27 protein-coding genes and 1 pseudogene are annotated in these 25,927 nt (G+C 70.3%); 17 read left to right on the forward strand and 11 right to left on the reverse strand.

The genetic code is table 11. The features are described 5' to 3' along the window. The first annotated feature begins 211 nt into the window (after positions 1-211). From AB0O76_RS32130 to AB0O76_RS32150, 5 genes are read left to right on the forward strand one after another with little or no spacing between them, the layout of a single operon-like run. A complete protein-coding gene (locus tag AB0O76_RS32130; RefSeq protein ID WP_365498340.1) occupies positions 212-856 on the forward strand; it encodes a helix-turn-helix domain-containing protein in 645 nt (214 codons plus the stop codon). A gap of 5 nt (positions 857-861) precedes the next feature. Then, positions 862-1,626, forward strand: a complete 765-nt coding sequence (locus AB0O76_RS32135) for a glucose 1-dehydrogenase (protein WP_365498742.1) — start codon at positions 862-864, stop codon at positions 1,624-1,626. Between the two features lie 15 nt (positions 1,627-1,641). Further along, positions 1,642-2,178 (forward strand): NUDIX domain-containing protein, encoded by a 537-nt coding sequence (locus tag AB0O76_RS32140; protein WP_365498343.1) that lies wholly within the window; start codon positions 1,642-1,644, stop codon positions 2,176-2,178. A 30-nt stretch (positions 2,179-2,208) separates the two neighbouring features. Then, on the forward strand, positions 2,209-2,601 hold the full coding sequence (locus AB0O76_RS32145; RefSeq protein ID WP_365498346.1) for a DUF202 domain-containing protein: 393 nt from the start codon (positions 2,209-2,211) through the stop codon (positions 2,599-2,601). Beyond that, entirely contained in the window at positions 2,598-2,918 is a 321-nt protein-coding gene (locus AB0O76_RS32150) for a DUF202 domain-containing protein (protein ID WP_365498349.1), read from the forward strand. Before AB0O76_RS32145 ends, AB0O76_RS32150 begins: the two co-directional genes overlap by 4 nt. Before the next feature lie 22 nt (positions 2,919-2,940). On the opposite strand, the gene AB0O76_RS32155 is transcribed toward AB0O76_RS32150, so the two are convergent. Then, on the reverse strand, positions 2,941-3,876 hold the full coding sequence (locus tag AB0O76_RS32155; RefSeq protein WP_365498352.1) for an NADP-dependent oxidoreductase: 936 nt from the start codon (positions 3,874-3,876) through the stop codon (positions 2,941-2,943). A gap of 142 nt (positions 3,877-4,018) precedes the next feature. Here AB0O76_RS32155 and AB0O76_RS32160 point away from each other — a divergent pair, with 142 nt between their 5' ends. The 3 genes from AB0O76_RS32160 (at position 4,019) to AB0O76_RS32170 (ending at position 6,810) form a co-directional block, all read left to right on the forward strand. Continuing rightward, positions 4,019-4,315: a hypothetical protein gene (locus AB0O76_RS32160; RefSeq protein ID WP_365498355.1), complete on the forward strand. Its 297-nt coding sequence runs from the start codon at positions 4,019-4,021 to the stop codon at positions 4,313-4,315. Positions 4,316-4,520: 205 nt separating this feature from the next. Continuing rightward, positions 4,521-5,552 (forward strand): phosphotransferase family protein, encoded by a 1,032-nt coding sequence (locus tag AB0O76_RS32165; RefSeq protein WP_365498358.1) that lies wholly within the window; start codon positions 4,521-4,523, stop codon positions 5,550-5,552. A 7-nt stretch (positions 5,553-5,559) separates the two neighbouring features. Continuing rightward, positions 5,560-6,810: an acyl-CoA dehydrogenase family protein gene (locus tag AB0O76_RS32170; RefSeq protein ID WP_365498361.1), complete on the forward strand. Its 1,251-nt coding sequence runs from the start codon at positions 5,560-5,562 to the stop codon at positions 6,808-6,810. A 3-nt stretch (positions 6,811-6,813) separates the two neighbouring features. Here AB0O76_RS32170 and AB0O76_RS32175 read toward each other — a convergent pair whose 3' ends face one another. The 3 genes from AB0O76_RS32175 to AB0O76_RS32185 all read right to left on the reverse strand — a co-directional run bounded on the left by AB0O76_RS32175 (position 6,814) and on the right by AB0O76_RS32185 (position 9,927). Beyond that, positions 6,814-7,407, reverse strand: a complete 594-nt coding sequence (locus AB0O76_RS32175; protein WP_365498364.1) for a TetR/AcrR family transcriptional regulator — start codon at positions 7,405-7,407, stop codon at positions 6,814-6,816. A 22-nt stretch (positions 7,408-7,429) separates the two neighbouring features. Continuing rightward, positions 7,430-9,085, reverse strand: coding sequence for an AMP-binding protein (locus tag AB0O76_RS32180; RefSeq protein ID WP_365498745.1), 1,656 nt, complete (start codon positions 9,083-9,085; stop codon positions 7,430-7,432). Between the two features lie 74 nt (positions 9,086-9,159). Beyond that, the gene (locus tag AB0O76_RS32185; protein WP_365498748.1) at positions 9,160-9,927 is read right to left on the reverse strand and encodes an SDR family oxidoreductase; all 768 of its coding nucleotides are present in this window, start codon (positions 9,925-9,927) and stop codon (positions 9,160-9,162) included. A 155-nt stretch (positions 9,928-10,082) separates the two neighbouring features. On the opposite strand from AB0O76_RS32185, the gene AB0O76_RS32190 reads away from it, so the two are divergent. Continuing rightward, positions 10,083-11,354: a DUF1343 domain-containing protein gene (locus tag AB0O76_RS32190; RefSeq protein WP_365498367.1), complete on the forward strand. Its 1,272-nt coding sequence runs from the start codon at positions 10,083-10,085 to the stop codon at positions 11,352-11,354. Between the two features lie 183 nt (positions 11,355-11,537). On the opposite strand, the gene AB0O76_RS32195 is transcribed toward AB0O76_RS32190, so the two are convergent. Continuing rightward, a complete protein-coding gene (locus AB0O76_RS32195; RefSeq protein WP_365498370.1) occupies positions 11,538-12,236 on the reverse strand; it encodes an alpha/beta hydrolase in 699 nt (232 codons plus the stop codon). A 134-nt stretch (positions 12,237-12,370) separates the two neighbouring features. On the opposite strand from AB0O76_RS32195, the gene AB0O76_RS32200 reads away from it, so the two are divergent. Further along, entirely contained in the window at positions 12,371-13,699 is a 1,329-nt protein-coding gene (locus AB0O76_RS32200; RefSeq protein ID WP_365498373.1) for an erythromycin esterase family protein, read from the forward strand. Positions 13,700-13,742: 43 nt separating this feature from the next. Continuing rightward, positions 13,743-14,105 carry an MFS transporter gene (locus AB0O76_RS32205; protein ID WP_365498376.1) on the forward strand — a complete coding sequence of 121 codons (363 nt, stop codon included), beginning with the start codon at positions 13,743-13,745 and terminating at the stop codon, positions 14,103-14,105. 157 nt (positions 14,106-14,262) lie between these two features. Here the strand turns inward: AB0O76_RS32205 and AB0O76_RS32210 are convergent, their stop codons facing one another. Continuing rightward, positions 14,263-15,282, reverse strand: coding sequence for a LysR family transcriptional regulator (locus AB0O76_RS32210; protein WP_365498379.1), 1,020 nt, complete (start codon positions 15,280-15,282; stop codon positions 14,263-14,265). A 190-nt stretch (positions 15,283-15,472) separates the two neighbouring features. On the opposite strand from AB0O76_RS32210, the gene AB0O76_RS32215 reads away from it, so the two are divergent. Together AB0O76_RS32215 and AB0O76_RS32220 are read left to right on the forward strand one after the other, a co-directional pair. Next, a complete protein-coding gene (locus tag AB0O76_RS32215) occupies positions 15,473-16,063 on the forward strand; it encodes a hypothetical protein (RefSeq protein WP_365498382.1) in 591 nt (196 codons plus the stop codon). Between the two features lie 118 nt (positions 16,064-16,181). Continuing rightward, complete coding sequence (locus AB0O76_RS32220; RefSeq protein ID WP_365498385.1) at positions 16,182-17,444, forward strand: serine-threonine protein kinase; 1,263 nt, start codon at positions 16,182-16,184, stop codon at positions 17,442-17,444. Positions 17,445-17,456: 12 nt separating this feature from the next. On the opposite strand, the gene AB0O76_RS32225 is transcribed toward AB0O76_RS32220, so the two are convergent. Next, positions 17,457-20,270, reverse strand: coding sequence for a penicillin acylase family protein (locus tag AB0O76_RS32225; RefSeq protein WP_365498388.1), 2,814 nt, complete (start codon positions 20,268-20,270; stop codon positions 17,457-17,459). 249 nt (positions 20,271-20,519) lie between these two features. Between AB0O76_RS32225 and AB0O76_RS32230 the strand changes: the two genes are divergently transcribed. Beyond that, positions 20,520-21,128 carry a hypothetical protein gene (locus tag AB0O76_RS32230; protein ID WP_365498391.1) on the forward strand — a complete coding sequence of 203 codons (609 nt, stop codon included), beginning with the start codon at positions 20,520-20,522 and terminating at the stop codon, positions 21,126-21,128. Between the two features lie 11 nt (positions 21,129-21,139). Here the strand turns inward: AB0O76_RS32230 and AB0O76_RS32235 are convergent, their stop codons facing one another. Continuing rightward, complete coding sequence (locus AB0O76_RS32235) at positions 21,140-21,658, reverse strand: hypothetical protein (RefSeq protein WP_365498394.1); 519 nt, start codon at positions 21,656-21,658, stop codon at positions 21,140-21,142. A 50-nt stretch (positions 21,659-21,708) separates the two neighbouring features. Here AB0O76_RS32235 and AB0O76_RS32240 point away from each other — a divergent pair. After that, positions 21,709-22,206, forward strand: a pseudogene (locus AB0O76_RS32240) (3-keto-5-aminohexanoate cleavage protein); the annotation flags it as partial. Here AB0O76_RS32240 and AB0O76_RS32245 read toward each other — a convergent pair. Then, positions 22,134-22,910 (reverse strand): hypothetical protein, encoded by a 777-nt coding sequence (locus AB0O76_RS32245; protein ID WP_365498397.1) that lies wholly within the window; start codon positions 22,908-22,910, stop codon positions 22,134-22,136. The pseudogene AB0O76_RS32240 and the gene AB0O76_RS32245 sit on opposite strands and share 73 nt — an antisense overlap. Before the next feature lie 179 nt (positions 22,911-23,089). On the opposite strand from AB0O76_RS32245, the gene AB0O76_RS32250 reads away from it, so the two are divergent. Continuing rightward, positions 23,090-24,157 (forward strand): RNA ligase (ATP), encoded by a 1,068-nt coding sequence (locus tag AB0O76_RS32250; RefSeq protein ID WP_365498400.1) that lies wholly within the window; start codon positions 23,090-23,092, stop codon positions 24,155-24,157. 72 nt (positions 24,158-24,229) lie between these two features. On the opposite strand, the gene soxR is transcribed toward AB0O76_RS32250, so the two are convergent. Continuing rightward, positions 24,230-24,700 carry a redox-sensitive transcriptional activator SoxR gene (gene soxR / locus AB0O76_RS32255; RefSeq protein ID WP_365498403.1) on the reverse strand — a complete coding sequence of 157 codons (471 nt, stop codon included), beginning with the start codon at positions 24,698-24,700 and terminating at the stop codon, positions 24,230-24,232. A gap of 95 nt (positions 24,701-24,795) precedes the next feature. Between soxR and AB0O76_RS32260 the strand changes: the two genes are divergently transcribed. Continuing rightward, entirely contained in the window at positions 24,796-25,260 is a 465-nt protein-coding gene (locus tag AB0O76_RS32260; RefSeq protein ID WP_365498406.1) for a MaoC family dehydratase, read from the forward strand. Here AB0O76_RS32260 and AB0O76_RS32265 read toward each other — a convergent pair. After that, the gene (locus AB0O76_RS32265) at positions 25,251-25,874 is read right to left on the reverse strand and encodes a TetR/AcrR family transcriptional regulator (RefSeq protein ID WP_365498409.1); all 624 of its coding nucleotides are present in this window, start codon (positions 25,872-25,874) and stop codon (positions 25,251-25,253) included. The two genes, AB0O76_RS32260 and AB0O76_RS32265, sit on opposite strands and share 10 nt — an antisense overlap. Positions 25,875-25,927: the final 53 nt, after the last annotated feature.

Raw genomic sequence — 25,927 nt, forward strand, 5'->3', positions numbered from 1 at the left:
CGTCGGCCGCGCCGCCATACCGCCGCTTCGCGGCGAGTTTCCCGCCCACCCGCCCGAAACCCGGCACTTGCCCCCCACCCATTGGCAGGTCTTCGAGCCCGTCCGGCGTTTGAGGACGAACTCGGCGGAGCCGCACATGTCACAGCCGGGAAGGGGTGGGGTTGGGGACTCTCTCTCGCCTTTTAATAATGGGCAGCATTACAATCACCCCATGGCCAGGACCTCAGGACCCGACACCCGGGAGAAGCTGATCCGTGCCGGGGAAGAAGTCTTCGCCGCTCAGGGCGTGGACGGTGCGCAGCTTCGGGACATCGTGCGGATCGCCGGGCAGAGCAATCCCTCTGCCGTCCAGTACCACTTCGGCTCACGCGCAGGGCTGCTCGACGCCGTGATGGCCGCCCGGCAGACGCGGACCGAGAAGGTCCTCGAGGCCGAGCTCGCAGAGCTCGGGGACGCGCCCGACACCCTCCCCCGCCTCCTCACCGCCCTGGTGAACGCCGAAGCCACCGAGCTCCGCACGGAGCGGGGCCGCCGCTGCCTGCGCATCTCCGCCCAGCTCAGCCACGAGAGCGGCGTACGCACCCGGACCCCGCACCCCACCATCGACGGCACCGTCTACTGGGAGCTGATCCGCCGTGTGGAGGACTGTCTGGCGGACGTGGCCGCGCTCCCCGAGCCGGTACGGCTCGAGCGGCTCGATCTCGCGCTCACCCTCATCGGCGCCGCCATGGGCGACCGGGCCCGCCAGTACCTGGCCGGCACCACCCCCCTGACCGACGAGCCGCTCTTCCTCGCGGATCTCGTCGAGACCACCACGGCCCTGCTCGGGGCCCCCACCCCGCGGAGAGAACCATGAGCGAACTGCACGATCTCACCGGCAGGACCGTCATCATCACCGGCGCCGCCCGCGGCCTCGGCGCCGAGGCCGCGCGGCAGGCCGTCGCGGCGGGCGCCGACGTCGTCCTGACGGACGTGCTCGACGACGAGGGCAAGGCCACCGCCGCCGATCTCGGCGAGCGCGCCCGCTTCGCGCACCACGACGTGTCGTCCGAGGAGGACTGGCAGCGCGTCGTCCAGTTCGCGGTCGCCGAGTTCGGCGGGATCCACGGTCTGGTGAACAACGCCGGGATATCCACCGGCCGGTTCCTGGAGTCGGAGTCGGTCGAGCACTTCCGCAAGGTCCTCGACATCAACCTCACCGGTGTCTTCATCGGGATGAAGAGTGTCATCCCGGCGATGAAGGAGAACGGGGGCGGGTCGATCGTCAACATCTCCTCCGCCGCCGGTCTGATGGGCCTCGCTCTCACCGCCGGTTACGGCGCCTCCAAGTGGGGCGTGCGCGGCCTCACCAAGATCGGTGCGGTGGAGCTCGGGACCTCCCGGATCCGCGTCAACTCCGTCCACCCGGGCATGACGTACACCCCGATGACCGCCCAGGTCGGCATCGAGAAGGGCGAGGGCAAGTACCCCAACACCCCGATGGGCCGGGTCGGCGAGCCGCACGAGATCGCCGGCGCCATGGTCTTCCTCCTGTCGGACGCCGCCTCGTACGTGACGGGCGCAGAGATCGCCGTCGACGGCGGCTGGACCGCGGGCCCCACCGTGAAGTACGTCATGGGGCAGTGAGGTTGGATGGTCGGCATGACTGACGTGCCATCGGGGCAAGCCGACCCCCGCGACGAGATCCTGGCCATCGTCGACGAGAACGACGAGGTCATCGGCGAGGCCCCGCGCGGTGAGGCGTATGCGCGGGGCCTGCGCCATCGCTGCGCGTTCATCCTCGCGCGGGACACGGAGGGCCGGGTGTTCGTGCACCGCCGGACGCCCACCAAGCTTGTCTTCCCCTCCCTCTACGACATGTTCGTCGGCGGGGTCGTCGGCGCCGGTGAGTCCTACGACGACGCCGCGCTGCGCGAGGCGCAGGAAGAGCTGGGGGTCAGCGGACTTCCGCAGCCGACCCCGCTGTTCAAGTTCCTGTACGACGACGGCGCGGGGCACTCCTGGTGGTCGTACCTCTACGAGGTGGTCTGCGAGCTGCCGGTGAGTCCGCAGGTCGAGGAGGTCGCCTGGCACGCCTTCCTCACGGAGGACGAGCTGGAGCGGCGGCTCGACGAGTGGGAGTGGACGCCGGACGGGCTCGCCGCCTTCGAACGGCTGCGGGAGTTCCGCGCGAGGTAGGGCGAGGGGGTGCGGGCTAGTGTGCGGCGGGTGAGCAATTTCGTACAGAGCCTGCGCCTGTGGTTCGCCCCCGAGCGGATCCGCGAGGAGGGCGACACCCCCGACTACCGCTTCTCGCTCGCCAACGAGCGCACCTTCCTCGCCTGGCTGCGCACCGCGCTCGCCCTGATCGGCGGGGGTTTCGCGGTGGACCAGTTCCTGCCGGACCTGCGCTGGGGGTGGCGCATCGGGCTCGCCCTCGCGCTGCTCGCCGCGGGTGTGCTCTGCTCGCTGCGGGCGGTCAACCACTGGGTGCGCTGCGAGCGGGCGATGCGGCGCGGCGAGGATCTGCCCGTGTCGCGCTTCCCGACTCTCCTCAGCCTGTCCGTCGCGGTGGTGGCCCTTGCCATGGTCGTCATCGTGCTCTTCGGGTGGGAAGGGTGACGGATCAGGCCGCCGTCCGCGATCCGGGGCTGCAGCCGGAGCGCACGCGCCTCGCGTGGCGGCGTACGACGTTGTCCTGCACCGTCGCGGCGGTCCTCGCGGCTCGGGCGGCGCTGCACCACGGCACCACCGCACTGTCCGTGGTCGCCTGCGCCCTGTGCCTGCTGCTCTGGCTCGGCTTCCTCGCGGTGGCGCACCGCAGGCTCACCGCCCTGTCCGCCACGAGCAGGCCGAGCCCGCTCACGCGGCGGGCGGCGGCGACGGCGACGCTGTGCACGATGGCGCTCGCGGTGTGCGCGACGGCGATGGTGCTCTGAGCCCCCGGGGCCGGGGGGATCCTCAGTCCGTCCAGTCCACCGTCACGACGATCTTGCCCCGGGTGCGGCCCTCCGCGTTCAGCCGGTGCGCTTCGGCAGCCCGCTCCAGCGGGAACGTCTCGGAGACATGGACCGTGACGACGTCCTGCTCCGCGAGCTGCGCCAGGCGCTGCAGGTCGTCGGCGTCGGGGCGCACCCAGCAGTAGTCGCCGCCCAGGCCGATCACCGCGGGGTCCGTGATCGAGGCGAGGCGGCCACCCGGCGCGAGGACCTCGGCGGACGCCTTGAGGGCGTCACCGCCGACCGTGTCGAAGGCGGCGTCCACCCCCTCCGCCGCCAGCTCCCGCACCCGCCCGGCCAGGCCCTCTCCGTAGGTGACCGGCTCCGCTCCGAGTTCGCGCAGGTAGGCGTGGTTGGACTCGCTCGCGGTGCCGATGACACGGGCGCCCGCGTGCCGGGCGAGCTGGACGGCGAGCGAGCCGACGCCGCCGGCCGCGGCGTGCACGAGCACCACGTCGCCCTCCGTCACGGCGAGCGCCTTGGTGATCACCTGGTAGGCGGTGAGCCCGGCCAGCGGCAGGCCCGACGCCTCCTCGAAGGTCAGATTGCGCGGCTTGCGGGCGAGGGTGCGCACGGGGGCGGCGACGTACTCGGCGAAGGTGCCGCGGGAGAGGAAGTCCTCGCGTACGTACCCGATGACCTCGTCCCCCACCGAGAACTCCGGCACGGACGCGCCCGGCTGCACCACCACGCCCGCGACGTCCCAGCCGGGGATCACCGGGAAGACGGGGTCGAGGATGGCGTCGAGGTGACCCTCGCGGCACTTCCAGTCGACGGGGTTCACGGACGCGGCGCGGACCTTCACCAGGACGGAGTCGGGGCCGACCTTCGGGTCGCGGACATCGCCGTACTCGAGGACTTCGGGTCCGCCGTACCGGCGGTAGCTGATCGCCTTCATGGGATCGCCTTCGTGGGATCGCCCTTACAGGGGTGCCGTCGTGCGGTGATGGAAACATCAACAATGCTTCCATATCTCCATCAAAGGGGCATCGAGGGCTAGCCTGAGAGGGTCATCCCCTCCCACAGAAGGTGTACGCGTCATGACCCAGCTTCATCACCAGCACCCGGTGCACGAGCACATCCACGGCCCGGCCTGCGGGCACCCGGAGGTGCCGCACGGCGACCATGTCGACTACGCGCACGACGGTCATATGCACCGCCTGCACTCCGGGCACTACGACGAGTGCGAGCCCAGCGAGCACGCCATCCACGAGGGGCACGACCACCGGCACGGCGAGGGCTGCGGGCACACGTCGGTCCTGCACGGCGACCACGTCGACTACCTCCACGACGGCCACCGGCACGCGCCGCACGACGGCCACTGGGACGACCACTGAGGCCCACAGCGGCCCGAGCGACCTGCCGCCTTCCCCTGCACGGACACCAACTGGCAGTCTGTGGCGGGGGATCGGCGCGTCGGGGGCCGTTCGCGCCACCGCGATCCTGATCACGTTCCCGCCACGCTCTGGACGACATACCGACTGGTCGGCATCATTAAGACCGGCACAGTACTCGACGTCGAACGTCCGATCAGGAGCGAAGATGAGCCCAGACCACCCGCCAGGCCTCGATCTCGACCAGCTGCGCGGCCATCTGGACCGCGAACGGCCGGGCCTGGTGGGCGGACCGCTCACCGCCCGGCTGATCGAGGGCGGCCGGTCGAACCTCACGTACGCCGTGACGGACGGCACCACGCGCTGGGTCGTACGGCGTCCGCCGCTCGGGCATGTCCTCGCCACCGCGCACGACATGAAGCGCGAGCACCGAGTGATCAGCGCCCTGCACCCCACGGACGTACCGGTGCCGAAGCCGGTGCTGCTCTGCGAGGACGACTCCGTGATCGGGGCGCCCTTCTACGTGATGGACTTCGTGGACGGCACCCCGTACCGCACGGCCGACGAGCTGGCCCCGCTGGGCGCCGAGCGCACCCGGGCCGCCGTCAACGGCCTCGTCGACACCCTCGTCGACCTGCACTCCGTGGATCCCGCGGCGGTCGGCCTCGGTGACTTCGGGCGGCCCGACGGTTTCCTCGACCGGCAGCTGCGCCGCTGGGGCAAGCAGCTCGACGCCTCGCGGAACAGGGACCTGGCGGGGATCGACGAGCTGCACGCGGCGCTCGGCCGCAAGCTGCCCGCCTCCCCCGCGGCCACCGTCGTACATGGCGACTACCGTCTCGACAACGTCCTGATCGGCCCGGACGACAAGATCAAGGCGATCCTCGACTGGGAGATGTCCACGCTCGGCGATCCGCTCACCGACCTGGGCCTGCTCGTCATGTACAGCACCCGGCTCGAGCTGCCGAACTCCCCCATCAGCACCACGGCGGGCGCCCCCGGACACCCGAGGGCCGCCGAACTGGTCGAGCGGTACGCCGCGCGCTCGGGGCGCGACGTGTCGGCGGTCGACTGGTACACGGCGTTCGCCTGGTTCAAGCTCGCCGTGATCCTGGAGGGCATCCACTACCGCTACACGCTCGGCCAGACGGTCGGCGCGGGCTTCGACCGCATCGGCGAGCTCGTCCCCGTCTTCATCGAGCACGGCCTCACCACGCTCCAGGAACGAAAGGAAGGCTGAGCCCGCCATGGACTTCGCCTACGACGCGCACACCGAAGAGCTGCGCGCCAAGCTGCTCGCCTTCATGGACGAGCACGTCTACCCGGCCGAGGCGATCGCCGACGAGCAGCGGGCCGGTCTTGCATCGCCGTGGGAGACGCCCGCGATCGTGGAGGAGCTGAAGGCCGAGGCGCGCAGGCAGGGCCTGTGGAATCTCTTCTTGCCGGATGCCGAGCACGGGGCCGGGCTGACGAATCTCCAGTACGCGCCCCTCGCCGAGATCACCGGACGCTCCCCGCAGCTGGCGCCCACCGCGCTGAACTGCGCGGCCCCGGACACCGGCAACATGGAGGTGCTCAGCCAGTTCGGCTCCGACGAGCACAAGAAGCAGTGGCTGGAGCCGCTGCTCGCCGGTGAGATCCGCTCGGCGCTCGCGATGACCGAGCCGGAGGTGGCCTCGTCGGACGCCACGAACATCACCACGCTCATCGAGCGCGATGAGGGGGGCACCTCCCACTCGAGCGGAGCCGAGAGTGGGGGAGAGTACGTCATCACGGGGCGCAAGTGGTACATCTCCGGGGCGATGAACCCGGACTGCAAGGTCTTCATCGTGATGGGCAAGACCGATCCGGACGGCGCCGACATCCGTCGGCAGCAGTCGATGGTCCTTGTGCCCAGGGACACTCCGGGCCTCGAAGTCCGGCGCGCCATGCGGGTGTACGGGTACGAGGACCACTACCACGGCGGTCACGCCGAGGTCGTCTTCGACCGCGTACGCGTCCCCGTCTCGAACCTGATCGGCGAGGAGGGCGGCGGTTTCGCCATCGCCCAGGCGCGGCTCGGTCCTGGCCGTATCCACCACTGCATGCGGCTGATCGGCATGGCCGAGCGGGGCATCGAGCTGATGTGCAAGCGGGCCGTGGCGCGTACGGCCTTCGGGAAGCCGCTCGCCCAGCAGGGCGTCGTCCAGGAGTGGATCGCGGACGCCCGGGTCGCCGTGGAGCAGCTGCGGCTGCTCGTGCTCAAGACCGCCTGGCTGATGGACACCGTGGGCAACAAGGGCGCGCACACGGAGATCCAGTCCATCAAGATCGCCACGCCGCGGACTGTCGTCGGCATCCTCGACCAGGCCGTCCAGCTGCATGGCGCGGGTGGCGTAAGTCAGGACTTCCCGCTCGCTGAACTGTGGGCGGCGGCACGGACGTTGCGCTTGGCGGACGGGCCGGACGAGGTGCACCAGAGGTCGCTGGCGCGGCGCGAGCTGAAGAAGTACCTGTAAGCCCTACGGCCGCAGCGCCCTCAGCAGCAGGTCCGCCAAGTGGTCGGCGACCTGCTGCGGGGTGAGCGGGCCGTCCGGGCGGTACCACGTGGACAAGTGGTGGACCGAGCCGAAGTGGTAGTCCACCACCAGGTCCGCCGGGCTCTCCTTGGAGAAGACGCCGGCCTCCTGGCCCTCCTCGATCAGCGCGCGGAACCGTTCGTGGTAGCGGCGGCGCTCGGCCCGCACCTGCTTGTTCTTCTCCGGGCTGAGGTGGTGCATGGAGCGGAAGAAGATCGACGCGTCGTCGAGATTCTCGATCGTCGTGACGACGACGTCGGCCGCCGCGTCCCGCACCCGCTGCTCGATGGGTGCGTCGGCGTCCGCGAACGCGTCGAGGCGCTCCTGCTGGACGCGGAGCACGCGCGCGTACACCTCGTGCAGGAGATCGTCCTTGGAGCCGAAGTAGTGGTAGAGCGCACCCTTGGTGACGCCTGCCGACTCCACGATCTCCTGCACCGATGTGCGGTCGTAGCCGCGGTCGGCGAAGAGCCGCGTTGCGGCGGCGAGCAGCCGCTGAGGGACGGGCGTACCGTCACCGTCCGTCGTCCTGGCCACTGCCGCCACCTTCCTTCCGATGTCACTTGCTGTTGTTGGTACGAGAACGCAGTTCCCGCCGGAGGATCTTCCCACTTGTCGTCTTCGGGAGCTCCGGCAGGATCTCGACGGCCCGCGGATACTTGTACGCCGCGAGCCGCTCCTTGCAGTAGTCCGCCAACTCCTCCGGCGCCTCTTCGGCCCCCGGCCGCAGGCTCACGTACGCCTTGACGGTCTCTCCCCGGTAGCTGTCGGGGACGCCGACCACCGCCGCCTCGCGGACCGCGGGGTGGGTGTAGAGGACGTCCTCCACCTCGCGGGGCCAGACCTTGAAGCCGGACGCGTTGATCATGTCCTTCTTGCGGTCCACCACGTAGAGCCAGCCCTGGGCGTCCATGAAGCCGATGTCGCCGGTGCGCAGCTCGCCGTCCGGGAAGGCCTCGTCGGTGGCGTCGGGGCGCTGCCAGTAGCCGGGGACGACCTGCGGGCCGCGCACGGCGATCTCGCCCTGCTCCCCGAAGGGCACGTCCTTGCCGAAGTCGTCGACGATCCGTACGACCGTCTCCGGACCCGGTACGCCGACGGCGAGGGTGCCCGACACCGGGTCGACCGGCGCCTTGAGGCCGGGCGGCACGGAGGCGCAGGGGGCGGTGCACTCGGTGAGGCCGTAGCCGTTGTGGAGGTAGGGCCCGAAGCCCGCGGCGAACTTCTCCACCAGGGCGGGCGGCAGCGGCGCACCGCCCGAGGAGATCATCGCGAAGGATTCGAAGTGCTCGCGCGTGACGGAGGGGTGGGCGGCAAGCGCCATGAAGGCCGTGGAGGGGCCCACGGTGTACGCGGGCCTGTGCTCGGCGAAGGCGTCGAGGACCACTCCGGCGTCGAAGCGGTAGGCGAGGGCAAGGGTGCCCGCGTTGGCGATGCAGCCGGCGATCTGCGCGACCATGCCGGTGATGTGGAAGAGCGGCGCCATCGCGAAGTAGCAGGCGCCTTCGGGGATGCCGGAGCCGGTGCGCTGCCGCTCGGCGTTGTAGGTGATGTTGCCGTGGGTGTTCATGGCGCCCTTGGGGGTGCCGCTGGTCCCCGACGTGTAGCTGATCAACGCGACGTCGGACGGGCCGAGTTCACGGTCCGACGGGGCCGGGAGTCCCTGGCGGGCGACCGTCACGAGGTCCTCGGCGTCGGCGGCCTGCGGCAGGCGCTCGAAGTCGAGCACCCGGGCGTCGTCGCGGCTCTGCAGGTCGAGCTGGCAGGCGGTGAGCACGATGCGTACGGGAGAGGCGGCGGCCGTCTCGCGCAGATACGTCTCCCATGCGCGGTCCGCACAGATCAGCGCGGTCACGTCGGCGTCCGCGAGGACGTGCCCGACCTCCGCCGTCTTGTACATGGGGTTGACCGGCACGACCGTGGCGCCCGCCTTCCACGCGCCGAGCAGCGCGATCACGAAGTGCGGTGTGTTCTGCAGCAGGATCGCGACCCGGTCGCCGCGCGCGAGCCCGCGCGCGGCCAGGTGTCCGGCGACGGAGTCGGTGAGGGCGTCCACCTCGCGGTAGCTGAGGCGGCCGTCGAAGTAGGCGAGGGCCGTGTGCTCGGGGGCCCTGGCGAGGGCCGCACGGAAGGTGTGCACGAGGGAGTCGGCGGGCTCGACGGGCCCGCGCTGGGCTTCGTTGAGGCGGCCGAGCCAGGGCTTGGCGTCGTATATCGAGGCGCCGGGGGTCGAGGCGTCGGGGGTCGAGGCGCCGGAGGTCGAGGCGCCGGTGGGCTTCGGGGACGCGCTCACCGCTCCGTCGCCTCCCACTTCTGCTGGATGTGGTTCATGCCCGTCAGCCACTTGTCGGGTTCGGCGGCGCGGATCCGGTAGTACTCGGCGACCTCGGGGTGCGGCAGGATCAGGAAGCGGTCCTCGGCCATCCCGGAGAAGAGCGCGTCGGCGACGTCCGCGGGTTCGATCGCGGTGGGCGTGAGCACGAGGTCGCCCGCGCTGCCGGTGGCGGCGAGCATGTCCGTGCGCACGCCCTGCGGGCAGATCGCGTGGACGCTGATCCCTCGGTGGCGGTAGGTGAGCGAGAGCCATTCGGCGAAGGCGTACGCGCCGTGCTTGGTGACGCTGTAGGGCGCGGCGCCGATCATGGTGAGCAGTCCGGCCGCAGAGACGGTGGAGACGAAGCGGCCGCTGCCGCGCTCCAGCCAGCCGGGGAGGAGTTCGTGCGCCGCGCGGACGTGGGCCATGACGTTGACGTCCCAGGCCGTCGCCCAGACCTCTTCCGGTGCGGCCTCCGAGCCGCCGGAGCCGAGGCCCGCGTTGGCGCAGTACACGTCGACGGTGCCGCCGAGTGCCTCTCTGGCCTCGGCCACAACCGCAGACGCGTCGCCGGCAACGGCGACGGCGCCGATCTCGCCCGCCACCGCCTCGGCCTTGGCGGCGTCCAGGTCGTTGACGACGACGCGCGCCCCCGCGGCGGCGAACCGGAGGGCCAGCGCGGCCCCGATGCCGCCTCCGGCGCCGGTGACGACAACTCCCTTGTCCTGCAGGGTCTCCACGATCGGTCTCCTTCGGCTGCGGCTCCGCTGTGATCGCAGACTAACCAGTCGGTATGTGATGGCGGAAGGGGGTCGTCCAGCCGGATTCGTTCCCCGCGGGGGGTCCGCGCGCTAGCGTGCGTGGCCATGGCAGCCACCGCGCTCACGGAGGTCTCTGCATGAACCTGTCCCGACGCAGCCTGTCCAGACGCGGCCTGCTGGCCGCCACCACCGCGACCGCCCTGACCGCGGCCTCCCCCGCCTCCGCCGCTTCCGCCGAGGGGGGCGGTTCGGGCGGCGGGCGGCGGCTGCGCACCGGCTTCGAGCGCCTTGCGGCCGACGGTTACGCGCCGCTCGACGGTGAGCGGGTCGGCGTGGTCACCAATCCGACCGGTGTCACCAGGGACGTACGCCACATCGTGGACGTCATGTACGCCGACGAGCGGGTGAATCTGGTCGCGGTGTTCGGGCCCGAGCACGGATTCCGGGGGACGGCGCAGGCGGGCGGTTCCGAGGGGCGCTACGACGATCCGGCGACCGGTCTTCCCGTCTACGACACGTATCAGAAGAGCGGCAAGGCGCTGGCCGACATCTTCACCGCGTCCGGGGTCGACACGATCGTCTTCGACATCCAGGACGTGGGCGCGCGCTTCTACACGTACATCTGGACGCTCTTCGACTGCATGGAGTCGGCCGAACTCGCGGGCAAGCGCCTCTGCGTCCTCGACCGGCCGAATCCGGTGACGGGGCGCGGCGCCTACGGGCCCGTCCTGCACAAGGAGTTCGCGACGTTCGTCGGGCGGCAGCCGATCGCGCAGGCGCACGGGATGACGGTGACGGAGCTGGCGCTCCTCTTCAACGGCGAGTTCCTGGAGCGCCCCGTCGAGCTGGAAACGGTGCGGATGACGGGGTGGAAGCGCTCGGACTTCTACGACGCGTCCGGTCTTCCGTGGGTGCCGCCGAGCCCGAACATGCCGACGCCCGACACGGCCCTGGTCTACAGCGGCACCTGCCTCTTCGAGGGCACGAACCTCTCGGAGGGGCGCGGCACGACCCGCCCCTTCGAGCTCCTCGGCGCGGAGGGCATCGACCGCAAGTGGGCGGCGGCCGTGAACGAACTCGACCTGCCCGGCGTGCACTTCAGGGAGGCGTACTTCGCGCCGACGTTCTCCAAGTTCCAGGGCAAGACGATCGGCGGCGTCCAACTCCACGTCCACGACCGGGAGTCGTACGACCCGGTGCGCACCGGCATCGCGCTGCTCGTGACCGCCAAGAAGGTGTGGAGCGGCTTCGCCTGGCGCTCCGACAACTGGATAGACAAGCTCACGGGCACGACCCGGGTCCGCACCCAGATCGACGCGGGCGCGGACACGGACGCGGTGGTGGCCGCCTGGCAGGACGACCTCGCGGACTTCCGCGCGATGCGCCGCCGGTATCTGCGCTACCCCTAGGGCCTGTCCGATGGGTCCTGCCGGGGTCGCGACCCCTGGCACGCCCATCTGCCGCGTTGTCGTCGGTTGCCAACGCTCCGCGTTGTCGCCCTCCTCCGCCTTGCAGCTGCACGCACCAGGGCCCGCTCGGCCCTGCTGAATCGGCACCCGGCGCGAAGACCGGCCTGACCCATCGGACAGGCCCTAGGGCCACACGCTGGAGTGCAGAATCCGTGCCAGTTCGCGGGGTTGGGAGAACATCGGCCAGTGGCCGGTGTCCATCTCGACGAGCCGCCAGCGCTCGCTCTTGAGCAGCTCGGCCACGTCGTCCATCGGCTCCTGGCCGTCGAGCAGGCACTTGATGTACGTCGCCGGGAGCTCGCCGAGCAGTCGGGCGAGCTCCGCGGGTTCGGTGAGTGTGGCGCCGGGGTGCGGTGTCGAGCCGCTCGCGAACCGGGCGACCTGTTCGCTGTCGAGCCCCTGCCCGTCGAAGTCGGCCGCGGCCGGGGGCGGCCACCAGCCGTCGTTCTCGGCGAGCGTCTCCTCGAACACCTCCTGGCCCTGCCACCACACGGAGGCGAACGACTCGCCGTCGACCGGGACGTTGGAGTCGACGAACACCACGCGGGTGAGCCGGTCGCCGATCAGCTCGGCGGCCTGGCCGACGGGGATGCCCGCGTAGCTGTGCCCGACGAGGACGACATCGCGCAGGCCGAGGCGTTCCACCTCGCCGACGATGTCTTGCACATGGGTCTGCTGTCCGGCCGGCACGCCCTGCTTGTCGGCGAGGCCGGAGAGCGTCAGCGGGTGGGCGCCGTGCCCGGCCGCCCGCAGTTCCCGCGCCACGTCGTCCCAGGCCCACGCTCCGAGCCACGCGCCCGCCACTAGTACGAATTCCGCCATGGAGGAGAACGTACACGCCAAAGCCGTGGTGGAGCAGACCCCACCGGGGAAAGGGTGCCTGCTGGATGGTGGCGCGGCGGACCGCCCGGAATCGTGGTGTGCGGCTGATGACGGGCGATTCGAGGAGGTACTCAATGACAGGCGTGACGCGGCGAAGGGTCCCGCTCCTGCTGGTCACGGCAGTCGGGACGGGGGCGCTGCTCGCTCCCCAGGCCGTCGGCGCGACGCCCCGGGCGGCGGATCCGGTCCCGGCGATCGAGCGCGCGGCCCACCCGTTGCGCTCCACCGATCCGGGCGGGGACGCCAGGGATCTGCGGCCGCTGGGCCGGATGGTGGGCGGTGCATCGGTGGTGGGGCTCGGCGAGGCCACGCACGGCTCGCACGAGTTCTTCACCATGAAGGACCGGGTGTTCCGGTATCTGGTCGAGGAGAAGGGCTTCACCACCTTCGCGCAGGAGGTCAGCTGGACGACGGGGCTGCGCTTCGACGCGTATGTGCGCGGGGGCGAGGGCGACGTGCGCGAGCTCGTCCACCAGGAGTTGGCGAAGACGCCCTGGGACACGGAGGAGTATGTCGAGCTGCTCACCTGGATGCGCGCCTATAACGACCGCCACCCGGAGCGCGAGCTGCGGTTCATGGGCAACGACCTCAACTACCCGGAGCTGGGCGAGGAGTTGTTCGGCGGGGTGACCGACTATGTGCGCTCGCACGAACCCGATCTGCTGCCGAGGATCACCGAGCTGTACGCGCCGATCCGCCGCCTCGCGGACGGGGACACGTACATGGGCAGGCCGTTGAAGGAACGCCGGAAGCTGGCCCGGCAGGCGCGGGAGGCCTTCGATCTCCTGAAGAATCGCCGGCCGGCCCGCTCCAGCGAGAAGTTCACGTGGGCACTGCAGCATGCCCGGTCCCTCTCGCAGACCGCCACCATCTACGCCCTCCCCCTGGACACCCCCGAGGGCGCGAAGGAAGCCATGCTGTACCGCGACCGGCTGATGGCGGAGAACACCGCTTGGTGGCAGCGGAACACGGGCGACAAGGTGCTCCTGTCGGCGCACAACGCGCATGTCTCGTACGAGAGTTACGACTCCCGCTACCCGAAGATGCAGGGCGCTTTCCTGCGCGACCGGCTCGGCGAGCGGTACACGAGCATCGGATTCACCTTCGACCAGGGGTCGTTCATGGCCCAGAGCGCGGACTCCAAAGCGTGGCAGCCCCGCTCCGTGGGCCCGGCGACGCGCGGCATGAACGAGTACACGCTCGACAAGGTGCGCCACGACGACTACTTCGTAGACATGCGCGCGCTGCCGGACCGGACCCAGGCATGGCTGAGCAAGGCCCGGCCGACCCGCAGCATCGGGAACGTGCACCCGGACGGCCCGTACAAGATCCGCCTCGCCCCCTCGCACGACATTCTCATCCACCTGCAGCGCGTTACCGCAGCTCACCGCCAGTCCCCATGACCGGGACGGCCGTCCCAGGTATTGACTGGCCCATACATCCAACGTGAGAGTGCCGCTCGTGCACAGCGGCGAGTGGGGCGGCGCCGCGCTGCTCGCGGTGGAGCACGCGCCGAAGAAGAAGCGCGGTCTTTGCGCGGCGTTCCCCCAACTCGGCCCGTCCGTAGGGTTCTTCGCGGCGACGGGTGTCTTCTGGCTGCTGTCCGCCGTCCTCTCCGACGACGCGTTCCGCAGCTGGGGCTGGTGCGTGCCGTTCCTGCCGGTGCTCATGGCGCTGGCCATCGGCGGTGCGCTGTTCTGCATGGGCGTGGTCTACGGACCGATGGGCGCCTATCTGCCGGAGCTGTTCGGCAGATACATGCGCTACTCGGGCGCCTCGCTCGCCTACAACCTGGGCGCTGGTACGTGAGCGCCATGGCGGTTGTGTCCCTGGTGTGTGTGCTCGCGCTGCCGGAAACCCGCGAACGGGACCTTGCATAACCGAATAAAGGCAATGCGAAGCACGCGGAAGGTGAATTCTCCACACGTCTAGACCACATACTCCGGTCATATACGGAATGGAGAATTCAGCGGCTGAGCCACCATCGCTCATTCTCCTTGGAGAGCGCGTCCCAGAGCAGGTTCAAGGGATGCCCCGAATCGTAGGAATCGCGGTCGCCCCGCCGCGTGAACACACCGACGAGCACCTCGGTCCGCGGGCCCGCGTCGCCGATGACGTCGAGCCGCCGCAGCCCCCCGGCCTCCGGGAGGCTGCCGCTCTCGGCGGCCTCGGCGATGCCCCGCGTGACCAGCATCGCCCCACTCACCACGCCGGAGCGCAGCAGCTCGAAGCCGTAGTGCGCGGCCTCTATCTCGGCGGCGATGGACAGCTCCTTGCGGTAGTCGGCGCCGTACCAGGAGGTGAGGAAGCGGCCGATCAGACCGCCTGCCGACACCACGAGCGGCAGCTTGGGCAGCTCGCTCGCGCCGACCGAAGGGCCCGGAAGGCGGTCGTCGGGCAGGTTGGTGAGCAGCGAGAGTCCGCTGCGCCGCCACTCGATGACCTCGTAGGGATCGAGCTCCGCCTCCTCGCCCTCGATGACCACGACACTGCCGCAGACCAGGTCGAGTTCCTTGCTCCGCAGCTTGGTGAAGAGGTCCCCGGTGCGGACATGGGTGACCTTCAGATCGACGCCGCGGCGTTCGTAGGCGTCGCTCACGCGCTCCACGGCGTCCAGGAGAAACCCCAGCGTGTAGCGGGTGGAGCCGACCGACAGGGTGCGCCCGAGGCGGCGGCGCGCGTCGTGCAGACCGTCCGTCCACTGGCCGAGGGTGCGCCTTGCCAGGTCGACGAGGGTCTCTCCGGTGGGGGTGAACAGGACGTCCTTGCCGCGCCCCCGCTTCAGGACGAGGGCTTCTCCGCACAGCGCTCCGAAGGTGCGGTTCATCGTGTCCAGCTGCTTCTGCACGCTGGACTGCTCGCGCCCGAGCTGCCGGGCGGCGGCGAGCGCCGTGCCCGTCTCGTGCACGGCGAGCAGCGTACGTAATTGATCCATCGTGGTGTCCAGCAGCTCCGTGGGGTACTGCTGCGGACCGGATAAGGCCATGCTCGGCGACTCGCTCTCCGACTCCTTTGTGTTTTACGGCAATGCAGCATAGCTGCCGCGGAAACTGATCCGGAGAACACCCTAAATTATCTGGCGATTTCTTCCAGAAAAACCTGGATGCGTTCCCGGTACCCATGGAATGGTCGAGCCAATCCCGCTCGACCAATCATCTCCAAGGAGACTTACGCTCGTGAGCCATTACCAGGCCGCACCCGCGCATCACGGTCCCCACCCCGCGGGCCCATCGGGCCGCTCGGGCCGCGCGGTCAGGCGACCCGGCACCCTCACCGCTCTGGTGTGGACCACACTTCTCTCCGCGGTCGCCGCCATCATCGGCGCCGTCCTCGTCTTCGCCGGCGGCGAGGACATGGCCGAGGAGAACATCAACGACGTCATCCAGGACCACCCGGACGTCGTCGGACTGCCATCGGGGACGTCCGCGGCGGACATCAAGGCCCTGTCGGGTCCCATCTGGGACGAGATGATCAGCGACCGCGCGGGCACGCTGTCCGCCCGTGCAGGCTTCGCGATATTCACCGCGGTCTGCCTGCTGATCTTCGCGCTCGCCGTCCGCAAGAGCGCCGCCGTCTGGGCCCGTGTCCTGATCACGATCTCGGCCGTGATCGCCCTGTTCCCGCACTTCCTGATCCTCGGCGACTACGAACCCGACTCGGTCTTCATCACGAGCCTCGTGGCGCTGTTCACGGCCATCTCGGCGATCGTGCTGTGCTGGCTGCCGCCCGTCAACCGCTTCGCGCGGGGGCAGAAGGCCACCGGCTAGCCGACGGCCGGTGACCGCGTGGGGCAGGTGCCGTCCGGGGGACGGCACCTGCCCCACGCGTGCGACGAGCGACGCGAGAACTCTGGTCAGAGGTGCGGGGCCGCAGGACGATGCCCGCGTGGAGCCCTACTGGGAACTGACCTTCGACGCCGACGGGGATGCCGACACCGCGCAGCGCGACCGCCTCATCGCCGGGGTGGCCCGCGAGCGTGTCACGGATCTGCTGGTCCTCGCGCACGGCTGGAACAACGACCAGGACATGGCGACCGACCTCTACCGGCGGTTCTTCGCGCCCTGCCGAAGCCTCGCGGGCACCGGCGTACGTCTGGGATACGTGGGCGTGATCTGGCCCGCGATCCGCTTCCCCGACGAGCCGATCCCCGACTTCGAGCCCTCCGCCGCTGCCGCCGCAGGCGCGGGTGCGGGTCCCCTGCTCGACGAGCCGACCCGGCGGCTGCTCGCCGCGACGTTCCCCGGCCACGACGCCGAACTGGAGCGGATCGGCGCCCTGTTGGCCGAGCGCTCCGAGGTCGCGTCCCGCCTCTACGAGTACGGCCGCCACGTACGCGATCTCGTCGCCGTGCACGAGAACAGCCCCGCACGGCGCTTCGCCGACGACGTCTGGAGCGGCGAGCCCGCCATGCTGACCGACGACGCCGTCGAGGTGTGCGAGCTGTTCGCCGCCGCGATGGAGGGCACGGGACAGCAGGAACTCTTCGGGAGCCTGCGGGGGCGGCTCTGGAACGGGGCGCACGAACTCCTGCGCCAGGCCAGCTATTACGCGATGAAGCGCCGGGCGGGCACGGTGGGCCAGCTGGGCCTCGGCCCCACGATCGGGCTGCTTGTCCGCGAGGTGCCCGCGCTGCGGGTGCATCTCATCGGGCACAGCTTCGGCGCGCGTCTCGTGTCGTACGCGCTGCGCGGGATGCCGGCGTCGGTGCGCGGCGTGAAGTCGACGACGCTGCTCCAAGGGGCCTTCTCGCACTACGCGTTCTCCGACCGACTGCCGCACGACCCACGCCGTGCCGGTGCGCTGCACGGCGTACAGCGCCGTATCGAAGGACCGTTGGTGTCCTGCTACTCGCGCCACGACGACGCCCTGGGCAAGATCTACCCCCTCGCCTCGAAGATCGCAGGGGACTCCTCGACCTTCCTGGGCCTGTGGGAGCGCTGGGGCGCCATCGGCTACAACGGGATCCGCGCCGTCGACGACGCCAAGCGCGTCAAACTGGGCCGGGCGATCCCCGCCAAGGGGTGCGTGAGCGTGGACGCGTCGCCGGTGGTGCGGCGCGGCGGTCCGCCCTCCGGCGCGCACAGCGACATCTGCCATGAGGAACTGGCGCGCGTCGTGTTCGCCGCAGGGCGGATCACCCTTGCCTGAACTCCGCTGCCGCTAGCGGTGCTTGGGGAATTCGACGACCTGCTGGTACGTGGGCCGGTTCTGCCACTGGATCGGCCCGTGCGTGATGCCTCCCAGCGCCCGGTGGACGACCGAGTCCGCGCACCACTGGTCGCCCGCCGCGCAGCTCGCGTCACCGGGGTAGACCTCGGTGACGGGCTTGGCCACGGCCTGTGTGAGCGTCGCCAGGAGGGCGTCCCGGCAGGCGTCCAGCTTCCCTTCCCCGCAGTAGGCGTCGCCGAGCTTCCCCTCGACCGGCTGCCCGAGCACCGCCCGCAGATCCTTGTCGGCGTAGCCCCACCAGCCGTACTGGAAGGCCGATCCGGCGTGCGACCCGGTCGGGCCGTGCCCGGCGGACGGTGCCTCGTCGGTGCTGAGCTGCGCCGTCAGCGCGTCGTAGAGGTCCTTGCCGAGGCCCGGCTCGAACTCGGCCTCGATCAGGAGCGGCCACCAGGCGTCCATGACGCGCACGGCGTCGGGATGGGCGTACGTCTTGGAGCCCGCCGCCGTCTGGTTGCGCTGTGCGCCCGCCTTGCGCCAAGCATCCAACTGCTGTACAGCCGTGGCCAGTTGCGGGTCGGTGATCGGCTTGCTGCGGAGCACCTTGAGGAGCTCGGGCAGCACCTGTTCGCCGCGCAGATCGGTGACGGCCGCCTCGGACATGGCCTGGGTGAGGGACGCGCGGGTGACGCCGCCCTCCTCGGTGAGCTGCTTGACCCGTCCGTCGAGCAGGTCGCCGCGGTGCACGGCGCTCACGCCGAAGCCCGCCGTGCTGAAGTCCTTGGCCTGCTTGTTGTTCCAGGAGATGTAGTAGTCCTGGTTGACGGACTGCGGGTGCTCGGCGGGCGGAGTCTGCGCCGACGTGTTGTTCCCGGGGTCGAAGTCCTGCCATTCATAGGCCTGTTGGGCCTTGACGGGCAGGGCGGGGTCGATGTCCTTCGCACGCTCCGGGTTGGCGCCGCTGTTGTAGTACGCGACGTCCGTTGAGTCGGCGTAGAACCAGTTGAAGGCGTAGCTGATGTTCTGCGCGGCCTTCTTGAACGTCGACGCGTCCTTGACGTACGAGGGGTCGTTGAGCATCTGGAAGCCGATGATCGAGTCGGCCTCGTGGCGGTAGGTGGAGCGCAAGGAGACGTACGCGACGGGCTTCCCCTCGACGCTCGCGCGGTGCGTGACGACGCCGTACTTCGTGCGGAAGACCTGCATGCGGTAGGAGCCCGCGGCCGTGGAGTCGGCCACCGTCGGCTTCCAGGCGTTCTTGCGCTCCAGCTTCTCCATGGGGGTGCAGGTGCCCCGGTACAGATAGCCCGTCGAGTCCTTGGTGGGCGCGCCGCCGCCCGGCTCGCAGAGTTCGACGGCGTACGTGTCCGTGATGTCCTGCCCTGCCGAGGTGGCCGACCAGGCGTAGTCCTGGCCGCGGCCCAGCTGGACGTACATGCCGACGCCCGCGAAGGAGACGCCGCGTGCGCTGATGCCGGGGCCCTGGAGCTCCTGCTGCATGAGCAGCTGGGGTGCGAAGTAGCCGGTCTGCGGGCCGAAGACGGCGACGGGGTTTCCGCTCGCGGTGTGCTTGCCGGAGACGAGGAGGGCGTTCGACATGCCCTTCTTGTGGCCGTCCTGCTGGAACAGGTCCGATGGCAGTACGCCCTTGTCGTACATGCCCTGCAGCGGCCTGAGCTTCTTGGGGGCCTGCACCGGGTCCTTGGCGCCGGTCTTCGCCCCGCCCTCACGGTCGTACACGAGCTGCTCGCGCTCGACCGATCCCGGGTCGGGCATCGCGGTGCCGCGCGCGTTCTCCGGCTTGCCCGCGTAGGGGAAGCTCGTGCCGTCGTGGATGGTCTGGACGGCCTCGGGGTCGTTGCGGGCGCGGAAGGACTCCCAGACCTTCGTGCCCTTCTCGACGCCGTACCTCTCCTGGGACTTGAGGAGGGAGAGCGCGGATTCGACCTCTCCCCCGCCGCCGTTGCCGAAGAGCCCGCCCACCACGGAGGCGAGGGCGATCATGTCGGTGACCTTGAAAGGTTCGATCTCGCCGATGTTGGTGATCGCGTCGATCTTGCCCGTCAGGACGTACTCACCGGGAAAGTAGCGGCCGTTCTTGGACTTCTCGCGGTAGGCGTTGAGCCCGTCGACATAGGCCTGCGCGTCGTCCATGGCCTGCTTGCCGCGCTCGCCCTGCGTCGACTTGATGTACTCGACCTGATCTTCGAGGTCCTTCTCCGTGTACGGGGCCTGCGGCCAGAACTGCTGCTCAAGGCCCTGGTTGGAGGGCGCGCCGCCCGCGAACGAGGTCAGCTGGCCGCGGCCGATGTGGCGGAAGAGGTCGATGAGCCAGAGCCGGTCCTGCCCGGCGGCGAAGCCCGCGCCGAACTCGGTGCCGTAGCGGGTCGTGCCCTTGATGTGCGGGACGCCGTACTTCTTGTCGCGAGTGATCGTCACGTCGTCGCGCGGCTTGGTGACGGAGGCGACCTGGTCGTCCGCGACGCCGAAGGAGGCGTCGTTGAAGAACTGGGTCAGCTTGTCGTCGGTGAGCGACTGGTAGCCGGAGGAGAGTGCGTCGTACGGGCCCAACTGATCGTCCGCGTGGGCGGGTCGGGTGCCGAAGACGCGGTGGGCGAGGATCTCGGCGAGGGTGGCGTTGCCGTTCGCACCCGGCGGCAGGATGTCCGCGCACTGCCCTTCGCAGTAGTCGGCGGCCGGCGGCGGCTCGTCGGCTGCCGCCCCCGGCTGCGGTGCGAGCAGGGACGCGGCCAGGGCGAGTGCCGCGGTGGCGGTGAGGGTTCTGAGCCGGACGATGCGTCGTCGCATATGTGCTCCTCTGTGCTCCTCTTGGGCTCCTCTGACGCTCCTGCGGAAGGGAGTTGAGCGGGAGGTTACTGACGGGTTGCCGAAGCGGGAAGATGAGCAGCAGTCACCTTTTCAGAAACCCCACATAGCTCCAGCTCACGGCCGCCTTATGTCAGCCATCGAAAATCGGATGGAAGTCGAGGGAGCCGAATCGCGTGTCGATACGTCTACTCGGCAACGTCCGAGAACGTGCGACGGAGGTGCAGGGCGATGGCCGGATTCCGGAGTCTCGCGAGACAGGTGCGTGATCCGCAGAGCGATCTGGCGCTGCGGCGCTACTCACTGCGCAAGTGCCTGGAGAGGTTCGCCCCTTATGGCCACCGGGCGACCTGGGACCATCTGTGCTCCCGGGCGGGCTTCGGGCCCGAGGACCGATCGCCCGATCCGGCGCGGCTCGTGGCCGCGCTCGACGAACTGGAGGCGGCGCGGGCGGTCTGGCTCGCCTACGAAGAGGGTTTCGCAGAGCGCCGCCGCAAGGAGAAGCACGGCGGTCTGCGCCGGCCGGGCACTGTGGACGACTGGCACCGGTGCACCTGGGGCGGCTGCGGCGTCGCCTGGTGCGACGACCCCGGCGTCCATCCCTCCGAGCCGCTCGCCGAGGTGCTCCGCCGGCTGATAGCGGCGCTCGAACGGGACCCCGGCACGGTATGCCCTGTCTGTGTGCGGCCCGATCTCGTCTGGAAGCACGGCCTGGCGCACGAGCCGTCCTCGGGCCCGGTCTGCACGAACTGCGGGATCGTGGTGCCGATTCCGGTGCTCACGCCCGCGACGATGGCACGGGCGCGAACGAGGCGGGAACGACCGCTGGTCTCCGCCTGATCAGAGCCGGTTCAGGGAGTCATCACGTCCGTCTGGATGGCCAGCTTGAACTCGGCGAGCATGAGCGGCGCGGCGATCTTCACGTCGCCGGCGCCGCGGGCCGAAATCTTCAGGCCGACCGGTGTCTGCGGGTGCACGAACATCTGCCAGGTGTACGAGCGGTACTGCCCGCCCCGGGTGGGATCCCAGTCGGTGGTGGCCGTCGAGTCGTACCCCGTCGAGCCGCCCAGCGGATCACGCACATAGCGCGCCCGGTACTCCGTGGGCCGGTCGTCCGGCTGCCAGAAGATCAACGCGGAGAGGGTGCCCCAGCCGTCGTGGCTCGGCCAGATGAGCCCGGAGCGGGCGTCCGGGAACTGGGACGGGCCGGTGTGCCCCTTGCTGGGGTCGTGCATGTGCCACGGGTCGTACGACTCCTCGGCGTCGTCGTACGGAAAGCGCACGAGGTGGTAGCCGTCGCTGTCGTACGTGATCTTCTGCGGACCTGTCCTCGCGGCTTCCCACTTCAACGAGCAGACGGCGATTCCCATCGGCCCTCCCCCTGTGTGTTGTCCTGTGGTGATGCAGCTCTGCGTGAACGGCGCCCGCGGCGCGGGAGGCCGTCGCGGCCGGTGCACGGGATGTTCATGTACACCCCAAGTCCCCTTGTGGACAAGACACGTTGGCGCCGCGCGCGGTTGCGGCCACGCTCGACGCGGTACGTGCCGCGGCCTCCGTCCCTATAGGGGTGACCACCGGAGCGTGGGCCGAAACGGATCCGGGCCGGCGGGTGGCGCCGATCCGCGCCTGGACGGTGCTCCCCGACCACGCGTCGCCGCGTCCCCGCTCGGCCCGCGCGCTGCTCACCGCGATCGGCCCCGCGCACGGCCGCCCGGTCCTGCTGCACGGTGCGGAGGGCGGGACGTGGCCGGTGCTTCGCCTCGCGGGGCGGCTCGGCCTCGCGACCCGTATCGGCCTGGAGGACACGCTGGTCCTGCCGGACGGGCAACGGGCCGCGTCGAACGCTCAGTTGGTCTCGGCGGCCCTGGCGGAGCTGTCGGTGTCGCCCCATATGGGGTGGTCCCAGCGGTCGTCGTAGGGCAGGGCAAGCAGCCCGATTCGGGTGGCGAGGCCCGGGTCTGCCCCGACGGCGCGCAGCCGGGACGGTGCGTGCTCGGCCAGCCACAGCTGTATCTCGTGGAGGGGCTCGTCGCGGTCGAACCAGTACCACCACGGCACGACGCCTCTGGAGTCGTCGTCCAGCAGGTCCTGCTCCCACGCCTCGCAGGCCCGCGCGAGCTTCTGGTCGCCGGGCCCGCCCACGGGCTCGTCGGCCCACCGCGCGAGCAGGGGCGTGACGGTGCCGCCCATGTCGGCGCAGTAGGCGAAGACGTCCGTGATGTCGTACGGAGAGGTGTCCCTGCGCAGGGAGTCGTCCCACCAGGCGTCGATGAACTCCCTTACGGCGGTGGCCTGCTCGCGCGGCCAGTCCGGCCAGCCGGAGCGGCCGAGACCGCAGGCGGCGTAGCCCATCCCACCGAAGGTTCCTGCGGCCAGCCATGTGCAGAACTGCGGCAAGAGGCGGCGGATCACGGCGGGGTGGTCGTCGAAGTGGTTGGACACCTCGTGCATGAACATGGTGAGCAGATCGTCCGGGAGCGGCGCGTCCGGGCGGTGCAGGAGCTCGATGTCCTGCTCCCCGTAGCAGTAGGTGCACCCGGTCTCGCCCGGTACGGCGGTCAGGCCGCCGAAGAGGTCGTTGATCCGGTCGACTGCCGCGGCGAGGCGTGGCGTGGTGGGCATGGCGAGGGTCCTGACAGGACTCCGGTGCGCGGCGGCGTCTCTGCCGCCGGCCGAAGAGCGTGACGCTACCAGAGCGATATTCGCTCGCTCCACCGCTTTGCCGCCGGGACAGTTGGGGGCGATGACTGTCGAGGTGCGCACGCCCTGAGCTGCGCGAACGAATCCCAGGAGCCCGTCCCATGTCGACGCTGCGCGTCACCGCCGAAGTGCTGACCATCCATGAGCATCCCAACGCCGACGCCCTCGAACTGGCCCAGGTGGGCCTGTACCGAGCCGTCGTCGCCAAGGGCGCCTACCGCACCGGCGAGAGCGCCCTCTACATCCCCGAACAGTCCGTGCTTCCCGCTGAGTTGATCGAGGAGCTGGGTCTGACGGGGCGGCTCGCGGGCGGCAAGTCGGACCGGGTCAAGGCGGTACGGCTGCGGGGCGAGCTGTCGCAGGGCATCGTGTGCCGGCCGCGCGCCCTCGCGGATGTCGACCTGGCGGCCGCCGCGGCGGACGGCACGGACTTCGCGGAGCGGCTCGGCGTCGTGAAGTGGGTGCCGCCGGTGCCGCCCACGATGGACGGCGATGTGGAGGCCGCGCCGGATCTGCTGCCGTGGGTCGACATCGAGAACGTCCAGCGCTACCCGGACATCTTCGAGCCCGGTGAGCCGGTGGTCCTCACGGAGAAGCTGCACGGTTCGGCCTGCCTGCTGACGTATGTGGCGGACGGCGGCCGTGTGCATGTCTCGTCGAAGGGTTTCGGCTCCAAGTCCCTTGCTCTGAAGGAGGATCCGCGCAATCTGTACTGGCGCGCGGTCCGCGCCCACGGGGTCGCGACCGCGGCGGCCGCGCTGGCCGAGCGGCTCGGCGCGCGCCGGATCGGCGTCTACGGCGAGGTGTTCGGAGCGGGCGTACAGGACCTGACGTACGGGGCGGACGGCCGCAGGGACACGATCGGCTACGCGGCCTTCGACGTCTGCGCTGACATCGACGGTGCGCTGCGCTGGCTGGACCCGGCCGAGGTGCTCGGCGGTGAGCTGCCGCTGGTGCCGCGGCTGTACGAGGGTCCGTACGACACGGACGTGGTGCTCGCGACCGCCACGGGGCGCGAGACGGTGTCGGGGCGGGAGCTGCATCTGCGGGAGGGTGTGGTGATCCGGCCCGCGGTCGAGCGGTACAGCCCGGTGGCGGGCGGACGGGCCATCGCCAAGGCGGTCAGTGCCGCCTATCTGACGCGGAAGGGCGGTACGGAGTTCGAGTAGGTGCGGTGATCGGGTGGGGCGACCAGCGCCGAGAACATCGGCATCGTCCAACTGACCCGCGTACGCAGCAGGTCACTGCTTCCGGGGCTGCCGCTCCACCAGCAGGCGGGAGCCGGTGAGGCGGTCGCCGAAGACGTCGTCCGGGTTGGAGAGCACACACGTCTCCAGGGAGAGACAGCCGCAGCCGATGCAGTCCGTGAGGTGATCGCGCAGGCGGCCCAACTGCTTGATGCGCTCGTCCAGTTCCGAGCGCCAGGCCTCGGAGAGGCGCGCCCAGTCCTCGCGGGTGGGGGTGCGCTCCTCAGGGAGCGAGTCGAGCGCGTCACGGATGGTGGCGAGCGGGATGCCGACGCGCTGCGCGGCCCGCACGAAGGCGACGCGGCGCAGCGCGTCACGGTGGTACCGGCGCTGGTTGCCCGAGGTGCGGCGACTGCTGATCAGGCCCTTGGACTCGTAGAAGTGCAGGGCGGACACGGCGGCGCCGCTGCGGGCCGACAACTGGCCGACCGAGAGCTCGTGGATCTTCTCTGGGATCTGGGGCACCCCTCAGACCCTAATGGCTGATCCGTTGACACACACCGACGCACCCCGCATGCTGAGCAAGCGCTTAGTTCGAATTCTTTGAGGAGGCCAGGGACATGGCAGAGCCGAGGATCTTCGCGTCGGCCGACGACCTGCGTGCCGGAGTCGGCGAGCAGCTCGGGCACAGCGAATGGCTGGAGGTCGACCAGAAGCGGATCGACCAGTTCGCCGACGCCACGGGCGACCACCAGTGGATCCACGTGGACGCGGAGAAGGCGGCCAAGGGCCCCTTCAAGACGACCATCGCGCACGGCTATCTGACGCTGTCGCTGCTGCCGAGCCTGGTGCCGCAGGTGATGCGGGTCGAGGGCATGAAGATGGGCGTCAACTACGGCACCAACAAGGTCCGCTTCCCCTCCCCCGTCCCCTCGGGCTCCCGGGTGCGGGCGACCGCGGTCCTCAAGGAGGTCGAGCCGACCAAGGACGGCGGTGTGCAGGTGACGGCGACGGTCACCGTCGAGCGCGAGGGCGCCGACAAGCCCGCGTGCGTCGCGGAGTCGGTGTCCCGCTACTACTTCTGAGCCCCCACCATCCGCAGTACGAGGTCGGCGTAGAGCGCGCCGACCTCGTCGGGCGTCCGGTGTCCCGCGACGTTGAACCAGCGGGCCACGTCGATGCAGAGCGAGAGCACGGCGAGCGTGGTGCCCGGCACGTCGGGGACGTCGAACTCCCCCGCCCGCACCCCGTCGTTGATCATGTCCCGCACCGCCGCGTCCGACTGCCTGCGCAGCGCGACGATCTCCGTGCGGTGCTCGTCGCCGAGCGCGTCGAGCTCGTACTGGACCACGCGCGCGGTGGTGTGGTGGGCCGCGTGCCAGCGGACGAAGGACCGCACGGCCGCGGCGAGCCGCTCCGCCGCGCTGCCGGGGCCGTCGGCGGCGGTCCGCAGGATCGTCAGGGCCTTGTCGTGGCCGATCCTGCTGATCCGATGGAGCAGCTCTTCCTTGGTCTTGTAGTGGATGTAGAGCGCCGCCGGACTCATGCCCGCGCGGCCCGCGATGTCCCGGGTCGTCGTCGCGTGGTACCCGCGCTCGGCGAAGGCCTCGACGGCGGCGACGAGCAGCCGCCTTGCCGCGTCAGGCGTGACCTCGCCCCATGGCTGGTCCTCGACCTCGGTCTCCTCCGCCGCGCTCATGCCCACTCCTTCCGCCGGTCGGAAGGGACACCATACCCCTGGTGGTGAGCAAG

The organism is Streptomyces sp. NPDC086554 (genome assembly GCF_040686095.1).
Lineage (GTDB): Bacteria > Actinomycetota > Actinomycetes > Streptomycetales > Streptomycetaceae > Streptomyces.